The sequence below is a fragment of the uncultured Nitratireductor sp. genome (genome assembly GCF_913053745.1).
In the GTDB taxonomy this organism is placed as follows: Bacteria; Pseudomonadota; Alphaproteobacteria; order Rhizobiales; family Rhizobiaceae; genus Nitratireductor.
The window spans coordinates 1-9,724 of sequence record NZ_CAJXGF010000158.1 but is presented as its reverse complement, the minus strand read 5'-3'; the positions used below and the strand labels follow the sequence as shown (position 1 = coordinate 9,724).

The 9,724-nt window shown below is 58.5% G+C and carries 11 protein-coding genes; 5 read left to right on the top strand and 6 right to left on the bottom strand.

The window, feature by feature from the left end:
* The 3 genes from QZ638_RS19830 to moaA form a co-directional block, all read right to left on the bottom strand.
* On the bottom strand, positions 1–567 hold a 567-nt coding region (locus QZ638_RS19830), incomplete at its 3' end, for an MFS transporter (protein WP_295813627.1).
* A gap of 97 nt (positions 568–664) precedes the next feature.
* Entirely contained in the window at positions 665–1,585 is a 921-nt protein-coding gene (locus QZ638_RS19825; RefSeq protein WP_295813626.1) for a DMT family transporter, read from the bottom strand.
* Between the two features lie 181 nt (positions 1,586–1,766).
* Positions 1,767–2,771: a GTP 3',8-cyclase MoaA gene (gene moaA, locus QZ638_RS19820; RefSeq protein WP_295813625.1), complete on the bottom strand. Its 1,005-nt coding sequence runs from the start codon at positions 2,769–2,771 to the stop codon at positions 1,767–1,769.
* A gap of 174 nt (positions 2,772–2,945) precedes the next feature.
* Between moaA and QZ638_RS19815 the strand changes: the two genes are divergently transcribed.
* Together QZ638_RS19815 and QZ638_RS19810 are read left to right on the top strand one after the other, a co-directional pair.
* Positions 2,946–3,299, top strand: coding sequence for a DUF971 domain-containing protein (locus QZ638_RS19815; protein WP_295813624.1), 354 nt, complete (start codon positions 2,946–2,948; stop codon positions 3,297–3,299).
* Entirely contained in the window at positions 3,289–3,918 is a 630-nt protein-coding gene (locus QZ638_RS19810) for a pyridoxamine 5'-phosphate oxidase family protein (protein WP_295813623.1), read from the top strand. The genes QZ638_RS19815 and QZ638_RS19810 overlap by 11 nt, the downstream gene beginning before the upstream one ends.
* Positions 3,919–3,927: 9 nt before the next feature.
* Here the strand turns inward: QZ638_RS19810 and QZ638_RS19805 are convergent, their stop codons facing one another.
* Positions 3,928–4,278, bottom strand: coding sequence for a VOC family protein (locus QZ638_RS19805; RefSeq protein ID WP_295813622.1), 351 nt, complete (start codon positions 4,276–4,278; stop codon positions 3,928–3,930).
* An 18-nt stretch (positions 4,279–4,296) separates the two neighbouring features.
* Complete coding sequence (locus tag QZ638_RS19800; protein ID WP_295813621.1) at positions 4,297–5,499, bottom strand: MFS transporter; 1,203 nt, start codon at positions 5,497–5,499, stop codon at positions 4,297–4,299.
* A gap of 108 nt (positions 5,500–5,607) precedes the next feature.
* On the opposite strand from QZ638_RS19800, the gene QZ638_RS19795 reads away from it, so the two are divergent.
* Positions 5,608–6,450, top strand: a complete 843-nt coding sequence (locus QZ638_RS19795) for a helix-turn-helix transcriptional regulator (RefSeq protein WP_295813620.1) — start codon at positions 5,608–5,610, stop codon at positions 6,448–6,450.
* Positions 6,451–6,482: 32 nt separating this feature from the next.
* Here the strand turns inward: QZ638_RS19795 and QZ638_RS19790 are convergent, their stop codons facing one another.
* Entirely contained in the window at positions 6,483–6,935 is a 453-nt protein-coding gene (locus QZ638_RS19790; protein ID WP_295813619.1) for a MarR family transcriptional regulator, read from the bottom strand.
* Positions 6,936–6,982: 47 nt separating this feature from the next.
* Here QZ638_RS19790 and QZ638_RS19785 point away from each other — a divergent pair, with 47 nt between their 5' ends.
* Together QZ638_RS19785 and QZ638_RS19780 are read left to right on the top strand one after the other, a co-directional pair.
* Positions 6,983–7,936 carry an alpha/beta fold hydrolase gene (locus QZ638_RS19785; RefSeq protein WP_295813618.1) on the top strand — a complete coding sequence of 318 codons (954 nt, stop codon included), beginning with the start codon at positions 6,983–6,985 and terminating at the stop codon, positions 7,934–7,936.
* A 125-nt stretch (positions 7,937–8,061) separates the two neighbouring features.
* The coding region (locus QZ638_RS19780) for a L,D-transpeptidase family protein (RefSeq protein ID WP_295813617.1) at positions 8,062–9,724 on the top strand (1,663 nt) is incomplete at its 3' end.

Below are 9,724 nucleotides of genomic sequence, written 5' to 3'. Positions count from 1 at the left end.
TGTCTCGCCGAGATCGAGATAGACGATCATGACGGAGATCAGGCCGAATCCCAGAACCAGGTAGAACGTCGCCTTCCAGCCGTAGAGTTCGTCGAGAAAACCGCCGACCAGTGGGCCGAGCATTGGTGCCAATGTCATGCCCATGGTGATGTAGCCGATGCGGCTGGCTGCTTCGTCGGCGCCGACCGTGTCGCGTACAATTGCGCGTGACAGCACCATGCCGGCGGCGGCGAACGCCTGCATCACCCGGCAGGCGAGGAAAACCGTGATGTTGGGCGCCATCAGCGCGGCGATGGTGGCCAGAATGAAGATGCAGAAGCAGGTGAGCATAACCGGGCGGCGACCGAAACGGTCCGAGGCCGGCCCGATGCCGAGTTGCAACACGGCGGTGGCGGCCAGATAAAGCGAAACCGCCAATTGGACGATTCCGTAATCCGCTTGGAAATAGACGGCCATTCCCGGCAGGGAAGGCAGGAAAACGTTCATAGAGACCGCAGCCGTGGCGGTCGCGAGCACCAGCGTGACAATATGAGGAGGCGTGGTGGAGCGAGATAAGAACTTTTCCATAACGTCCTGAAAACCTTGCGCGATCAAATCTTTCCACTGAATCTTGAAGCTGGAATTCTCTTCCATTCGAGTTTGATGAAGGCTTTCGCTCGGCTTCTCATGTGCCTTCCGTTGCCATGCTTGGGCTCGTGCTTTTCGCGGCCGGAACGACTTTGTCGACAATCTGCTCGCGATACAGAGTATAGAGGCCGGATGAGATGACGAGCGATGCACCCTCGATCATCGCCCAGTCCGGCCAGTCGCCGAACAGGGCAATGCCGATCGCGATTGCCCAAAGGAGTGCCGTATAGCGGAACGGTGCGATGAAGGAGAGATCGCCGGACCGTAGCGACAGAACGATGAAGTGATAACCGCAGACAATGCACAGCGTCGCACCGACTAAGATCGTGAAATCCGTTCCATTTATTGGCGACCAGCCGCCGTAAGGTACGATGAGCACCGCACCGGCAACCGTCACTGCGGCGGCGGTGGCGGTCGAGATCAGCGGCGAGGGGATATCCTTGGGTATCCGGCGTGTGGTCAAGTCGCGCATGGTAGCGCATGCAACGGCGGCAATGCCGTAGAGCGAATAGGCGTTGAAGGCTTCGAAACCCGGCCTAATGATGATCACAATGCCAAGAAAGCCGACCAGGATAGCGCTCCAGCGCCGCCAGCCGACGGGTTCGCCAAGAAAAAAAGCCGCCCCCATTGTCACTGTAAGGGGTAGAACCTGCATGACCGAGGTCAGATTGGCGATCGGCATGTGTGCCAGTGCCGAGAGAAAACAGACCGTCGCACCGGTTTCTCCCGCCACGCGCAGCCCCACCATGGGATGGAGGATAGCTCGCGGATTCCTCAACGCCTTCCAGCGCCAAGCGAAGAAGAGCATGAGGAGAGTGGCCATGACCCCGCGTACCAGCATTACCTGGCCCATGTTCATGGCTTCCGCAACGATTTTGGTCAGTCCATCATTGACGGTAAAGCCAGCCATGGCAATGGACATGAAAAGCGCACCGCGCGCATTCGGCGAAAACGACACGACCACCTCGCGATGCACGCTTCATGGGCAAGCATGCCGCCCATCGAAACAGCGCTCCCACTTCGGAGCAACTTCAACGACCTTTTGCGAAAACGAATCCCGATTTCGCAATCAAAGACGATGCTAAGTATACCTTATGGATTTGGCAATCGGTCAGCTAGCGAAAAGGAACGGACCAGTTTCAGCCGCCTGTAACACTCATATGCCGGGAAACGGAGGGGCGATTGGTACGGCGGTCGATGACGAAATCGTGCCCCTTGGGCTTGCGGGCTATGGCTCTGTCGATCGCGCTTGCGAGCGTTTCATTGCCTTCGGATGCACGCAGGGACGCGCGCAGATCGGCAGAGGCATCCTGGCCAAGGCACATGTAAAGCATACCCGTACAGGTGATGCGCACGCGATTGCAGCTTTCGCAGAAATTATGCGTCATCGGGGTGATGAAGCCGAGTTTGCCACCCGTCTCAGCAATCCGAACGTAGCGCGCCGGGCCGCCGGTCTTGAAAGGAATGTCCGTGAGCGTGAACTGTCTTTCGAGCTGCGCGCGGAGAAGGGACAGTGGCAGATACTGGTCTGTCCGGTCTCCGTCGATTTCGCCCATCGGCATTGTTTCGATCACGGTCATATCCATTCCGCGCCCGTGCGCCCAGCGCAGCATTTCGGGGATCTCGTCCTCGTTAAAGCCTCTCAGTGCCACCGTGTTAAGCTTGATTTTCAGGCCCGCCTTCTCGGCGGCCTCGATACCGCGCATCACCTTTTCGAGCCGGCCCCAGCGAGTAATGGCATGGAATTTTTCGGGGTCGAGCGTGTCGATGGAAACGTTGATGCGCTTTACGCCGCAGTCGGCGAGCTCGTCGGCGAAGCGTTCGAGCTGCGAGCCGTTGCTGGTTAGCGTGAGTTCTTCAAGGGCTCCGGTTTTCAGATGACGTGAAAGCTGTCGCACCAAATGCATTATGTTTTTGCGCACCAGCGGTTCTCCGCCGGTCAATCGCAGGCGTCGCACGCCCTTTTCGATGAACACCGTGCAAAGCCGATCCAGTTCCTCGAGGCTCAAAAGGTCGCGCTTGGGAAGAAACGTCATGTCTTCAGCCATACAGTAGACGCACCGGAAATCGCAGCGATCGGTCACCGAAACGCGCAGATAGTCTATCGCGCGGCCGAAAGGATCGATCATCGTGCTCTGCGTCATTGGCTCGCTTCCGCTGGCATGGTTCATCAGGATGTTACCCAATCATGTCGTCATGAACGGCAGATCGTTCAAGCACCGCAAGCTAGCATTTCTATGTTTGTAGGGGCAATTGGAGGAAGGGGCTTTTCACTTGGGCCAAAGCTGAATAGGTCTGTCGAGGAAAGGCGGTGCACGATGAGATCTCCTAGGGAGTTGCGCGTTTCCAAGGATCGTTCAATCATGACGGTTCTGTTCCCGCAGGCCGAACCGGTGGAGTTGACCGCCGAGATGCTTCGGGTTCTTTCACCTTCGGCTGAGGTGCAGGGGCATGCGCCGGAGCAGCGCGTTACAGTGCCCGGCAAGCGGCATGTCACGATCAGTCGTATCGAGCCGGTGGGCAATTATGCGGTGCGAATCGTGTTTAGCGACGCGCATCAAAGCGGCATTTTCACCTGGGCCTATCTTCACGAACTTGTTGCGCAAAAAGATGCCAAATGGCAGGGCTATCTCGATGAATTGCAGGAGAAGGGACTAAGCCGTGACGCTTGACGCGAATGAACATTGTATCACGTCGGTTGAAGCGCTGGAGGCGCTCTACGGAACGCCCGGGCAGGCATCGCTCGTCAAAGTGTCGGACTGCGTGATTCCCGAATATGCGAAGTTGATTGACGCTTCGCCGTTCGTGGCGCTGGCCACCATCGGCCCGGAGGGGATCGATTGTTCGCCGCGCGGCGACAAGCCTGGTTTCGTGCGCATTCATGACGACAAGACGCTGATGATGCCCGACCGACGCGGCAACAACCGGACCGATTCATTGCGGAACATCGTTCGTGACGATCGGGTTGCATTTCTATTTCTGATCCCGGGATCCGGCACCACCCTGCGTGTCAACGGACGCGCGAAACTCTCGATCGATCCGAAATTGTGCGCTTCCTTTGCCGTTGACGATGCGCCCCCGCGGTCCGTCATCGTGCTTGCGGTGGATGAAGTCTATTTCCAGTGTGCGCGAGCGATCGTTCGCTCCGATCTCTGGAACGGCGAAAAGCACGTCGATCCGAAGAGCCTGCCCACGCCCGGCCAGATTCTCCAAGCGACGAGTCGTAAGGAGATCGACGGCGTGTCTTATGACAGGGAATGGTCCGGCCGCGCGCAAAAAACCATGTGGTAGAAAAACACCTTATCGGTGAACCAGAATGTTGACGAGTTTGCCAAGCGGATCGCGCGTGTAGAATCGGCGCACGCCCCAAGGCTCGTCCACCGGACCGTATTCGATTGGATAGCCCGCAGTCTGAACGCGTTGCAGAGCATCGTCGAGATCGTCCACCTCGATGGAGAGGTCGGGCACGGGCGTGCCCGATCCACCTTCCGACATCACGCTGATCTGCAAGCTCATCCGATCGTCCGCGCCGTAGGTCACGATCCAACCCAAATCCATCAGCGTGTCTAACCCGAGCACCTCGCCGTAAAAGCGTTTTGCCTCCTTCTGATTGTCAGAGGCGATGTTGCTGACGATGCGTTTAACCTTCATGGCGTGTTTCCTCCTGCTTCATCCCGCCCTTTTGAGGTTGGGGAGGAACACTGTCAACAGACCGAGCAGCGGCAGGTAGGAGCAGATCTTGTAAACGAACTCGATGCCTGTGCTGTCGGCGATGATACCGAGCACGGCAGCACCCAGTCCGCCGAGCCCGAAGGCAAAGCCGAAGAACATGCCGGCGACCATGCCCACGCGGCCTGGCAGCAATTCCTGCGCGAATACAACGATTTGAGGGAAGGCGGAGGCGAGGATCAGGCCGATGGCCACGGTCAGGATCGGGGTCCAGAAAAAATTCGCATAGGGCAGCGCCAGCGTGAAGGGCAGCACGCCGAGGATCGAGAACCAGATGACGGTCTTGGAACCGATACGATCTCCAATGAGTCCGCCCAACACTGTGCCGGCGGCAACGGAACCCAGGAAGATGAAAAGCATAATCTGCGATTGTTGAACGCTGACACCGAATTTTTCGATCAGGAAGAAGGTATAGTAGCTGGAAATACCGGCCATATAGACGTTCTTGGCGAAGACCAGTGACACCAGGATCGCCAAGGACATGGCAACCTTGCCACGCGGCAGGATGAGTGCGGGTGTCGACGCTGGACGCGAAGCGGCGCGCCGGCGGTAACCCGAATACCATGCGCTCACACGCCAAAGAACGATCATGCCCAAAAGCGCGGCGAGCGAAAACCAGGCGACGCTGCCCTGTCCCCGCGGCACGACGATGAAGGCGGCGAGCAGCGGTCCTATGGCAGTGCCCGCATTGCCGCCAACCTGGAATACCGCTTGCGCCAATCCATATCGGCCGCCCGATGCGAGCCGGGCTACGCGCGAGGATTCCGGATGGAAGATCGCCGATCCGAGGCCGACGAACATCGCACCTGTGAGGAGCAGTGAATAATTGGCCGCTGTCGCCAAAAGCAGGAGCCCGATAAAGGTGGAGCCCATGCCGACCGGGAGCGAATAGGGCATGGGTTTCTTGTCGGTGGTCAGCCCAATGGCCGGTTGTAACAGCGAAGCTGTTACCTGAAACGCCATGGTCAGAAGACCGATCTGCCAGAAATCCAGTCCGTAATCGCTTTTCAGCATAGGGTAGATCGCCGCGAGCATCGACTGCATGATATCGTTCAGCATGTGGCAGAAGCTGACGGCAAGCAGTACTGCAACGGCAGTCCGTTCTGCCGGCGCGGAGGCGCGGTTGGCGGCGGTGTCAGTCACGTGGATACTCCATGGAAAGAGGCCACCATCGAAGCGGCAGCCGCTTATACGCCTCTTGCAAATGACCTTCCTTGGTGATTTGGTCTAGTTTTTTCGCAAGTGGGCCAAATGAATTCAGCTGACAGCCCCAATACGGTGATCGTCAATAAGGATCGTCCGATTAACGACGAAAAGCGCCGATCCTGGCTTGAGGACGTTGAGGGTGACCTTGTCGTCGGCGAGGTTGCGCAATCGGCTTTCGTTCACGTGCCGGTGCACCGTCACACTCGTGGCCAGCTTCTCCATGTCAGCAGCGGGGTCGTTCTGGTCAAAACCGGTTTTGGACATTGGATGGTGCCCACGGGGCAGGCGATCTGGATTCCCCCCGGTATCGAACACGCGGTTGAAATGATGACCGATGTGCGCATGCAGTCGGTCTATGTTCTGCCGGAAGCGATTTCAGGTCTTCCGGCCAGACCGCGTGTCGTTGGTATTACCGCTTTGATGCGCAGTCTTCTGGAAGAGGTGGCTCCCTTGCCGCATGTCGCGCAACCGACAGGTCGAAACGGTTTGCTCTATAAGCTCATCATGCATGAGATTCCGCGGTTGCCCGAATTGCCTCTGGGACTGCCTTTTCCCGCTGATCCGAGGCTTGCACGCATGTGTCGCTCGTTTCTTGAGGCCCCGGAAAGCCGTGTCACGATCGATCAGTGGGCGCGCGCCGCCGGTATGAGCCGACGCACCTTCACTCGTCGCTTCAAGCAGGAGGCGGGCGTCAGCCTGTCGCTCTGGCGCCAGCAGGCCAGCCTGTTTGCCGCCCTGCCGAGGCTGGCCAGCGGTGAAGCGGTCACAACCGTGGCGCTCGATCTTGGCTATGACAGCGTTGCTGCTTTCACGACGATGTTCAAGAGGATGCTGGGCGCTTCGCCGCGCAACTATCTCAGGATTCCTGACCCGGGCGAGGTGAACTGACACGGACACCCAAACACTGGTAGGATTGGCGATCAGTCGTCGGCCAACGCTTCGCTGATTCGACGCATTTGTTCGCCCATAGCCTCGCATTGCGCCGGTGTCGATTGCGCCATCACACGGTCGATCAGCTTGGTGTATACGGCCAGCGCCTGCATTAACCGTTCCTCACCATCCTGCGTCAGATAGAGTCTTAGAACGCGACGGTCGTTAGCATCACTCTCGCGGCGCACCAATCCCTGCGTTTCCAGTTGCGGCAAGAGCATGGTGATGTTCGAGCGCCCGACCAGAAGACGCCGCGCCAGATCGTGCTGGGATTGTCCGGGATGGCGGTAGAGGTTCATCAGCATGTCGAGTTGCGCGATCTTGAGCCCGAGCGGTTCCAGCGCCTTGCTGAGCGCGCGCACGATTGCTTTTTCCGCACGCGCCACGGCGATCCATGTACGAAAACGCGGATTGTCCCAGGGGAGTTCTTGTTTTTTGTTCATGTTTGAACTAACTTTGTTCATGCTTGAACATTATATCGGTTCCCACCATGACTCGTTTCAGCTTGCGGATCCTGAAAGGCCTTTTTGGCACACTCGAATATGTCGCGCCAAGCCTCGCCGGCAGTATGGCTTTTCGGCTGTTCTGCCGGACGCCGAACCCGGCGCGGCTGACGGATAAGGAAAAGCGCGTTCTTGCCCTGTCTCGCGACTTTATGAGAGGCGCGCGCAAACACCCGCTCACGACCGAGCATGGCGACGTCGTGGCTTATGAATTCACAAACTGGGGAGGGCGCCGCGATGGGCCTGCGGTTCTCGTGCTGCATGGATGGCGTTCCCGCACCGAACATATGCGCGTTATCGTCGAAGCCCTGCTTAAGCGCGGTTTCCGCGTGGTGTCACTCGATCTTCCCGGTCATGGAGCTTCGGGCGGGCGCACCCTGAATATTCCCAAGGCGGTTGCGGCCGTGAACGCCGTGGCGCAATGGTTTGGACCTTTTGACGCCATGGTTGGGCATTCTTTCGGCGGTGCCGTCGCCGTTAATGCGATCGCCGGGTCCGTTGCCGGTGTCCCGCCGGTGCCGGCGCGGCGGCTTGTGAGCATCGCCGCGCCCAACGCTCTCCCCGATCTCTTTTCGCGGTTCGGCCGTTTCGCTGGGCTCGGCCCAGCCAGCCAAAAGGCGTTCGAGGGATGCGTCGAGAAGATTGCCGGGGCGCCGGTTAATGCTTTCGTCGGCGCGCAACAGTTGCAGGATCTCGAAATCCCAACGCTCGTCGTCCACGCACCGGAAGACAAGGAGGTTTCGGCATCGGATGCAAGGGCACTGGCGGGCTCCGGCGCCCATGTCTCCCTGGTGTGGGCACCTGGTTTTGGACACCGCCGCATTCTCGCTGATCCGGGCATCGCCGCGCGTGTTGCCGCTTTCGTCTCCACACGCCAGGAAAGGCGTTTGGAGGGCGAGACAGCGAGAACATTAGAAGATTGTTTACCAAACGTCGATTGACCGTGCCATTCATGACAATTTTATCGATCTTCGCGCGACCGTTCGCCCAATAACTGTTATTTTGGTTGTGATTCAGAATAACGCAGTTGTGGCAATGAGCCGGGAACGCGGCGGGGTGATCGATCATGTTGAAGTCCATGCGCAAAAGCGGACTGGCCTGTGTGGCGGGAATGTTGTTCGCAGGTGGCGTAGGCCAGGCCCATGCGCAGTCGGACAACCTTTTCGACATGCTGTTCGGTGGAGGCAACCGCCCAACCAGCCGCGTGCGTAGTGAACCGCCGCGGACCGTAAAACCTGCTCCGGTGAGGCGCAAACCGGTAAAGGCGCCCAAAATCTCGGGGCCCTCCTACTACAATTACAAACCGGCACCGCTCGCTCATGTGGCGTTTTCCGAAATTTCGGTTCCTGTGCCTGAAAACGTATTCGAGCCAATGCTTGAAGGGGTTTCCTTCCGCGAGGCGCTGCCGATGCTGGAGGGAGTGGAATTATACGCCGAGAAGGACATCGCTGAGGCGATTGTCACGTTTTACGAAAGGAACCCGGATTTCGTCTGGGTCTCAGGTTATCAGGTAAATGATCGCGCCAAGGGTGTGCTGCGCGTGCTTTCGGAGGCGTCCGGTTATGGCCTTTCGGATGTCGACTACACGGTGGGGGTGCCCGGCAGCGATTTTTCCTATGACGATATTGCGGCCCGTCAGAAGGAGCTGATCCGGTTCGAGATGACGCTGACGGCACGCGCCCTGCGCTATGCACGCGATGCGCACGCTGGCCGTGTCGATCCGAACAAGCTGTCCGGCTATCACGATTTTCCCGATAAACCGATGAACCTGGTGCAGACCATCGGTTTCATGGCGAACATGACAAAAGCGGATCGCTATCTCGAAGGCTTGCATCCGCGCAACGACATCTATCGCAAGCTTCGGGCCGAATTGGAATTGCTTCGAGGGACTGCCGAGCGTGAAATCGTCGTCGACCCCAAAACCTTTGTGCGCCCCGGCGGAAGGAATCCCGAGCTTGCCAAGCTGCTTAAGATCATCGAACGCGATGCCGATGCCGCCTTTATCGAGGCTCATGGGTCAATCTTGAAAGAGCACGAGGGAAGCGAAGTCTATTCCCAGGCGCTGGTGCCGGTCGTGAAGGCGACACAGGAGAGCCACGACCTCAAGCCGGACGGTATTATCGGTCCGCGCACGGTCGCGGCGATTGCCGGCGTTTCCAAGGTGGCGCGCATCGAAAAAGTGCTTTTCGCTCTGGAGCGCCTGCGCTGGCATCCCTCGGAGCTCGGCGATACGCGTGTGGTCATCAATGCGGCTGCTTTCAACGTCGATTTCTTCGAGGACGGAAAACCGCGCATTTCGATGCGCACGGTGGTGGGGCGCAATGCCAACCAGACGAGCTTTTTTTTCGATAAGCTGGAGACGGTGGAATTCAATCCCTATTGGGGCGTTCCCCGCTCCATACTCGTCAACGAAATGCTGCCGAAGCTCTGGCGAGATCCCAGCTATCTCGATCGCAATGGCTATGAGGTTGTTAACCGACAGGGACGGCAGGTGTCTTCATCGGCCGTCAATTGGGGCCGGTATGGCAGCAACATCCCATACAGCGTGCGCCAGAAACCCGGTCGCAACAATGCGCTCGGGGAGCTGAAGATTCTGTTTCCCAACCGCCATGCGATCTACATGCACGATACGCCGTCCAAGAGCCTGTTTCAGCGTGACACCCGTGCATTCAGTCATGGCTGCGTGCGGCTGGCGGATCCGCGCGCCATGGCGGCGGCGGTGCTCGACA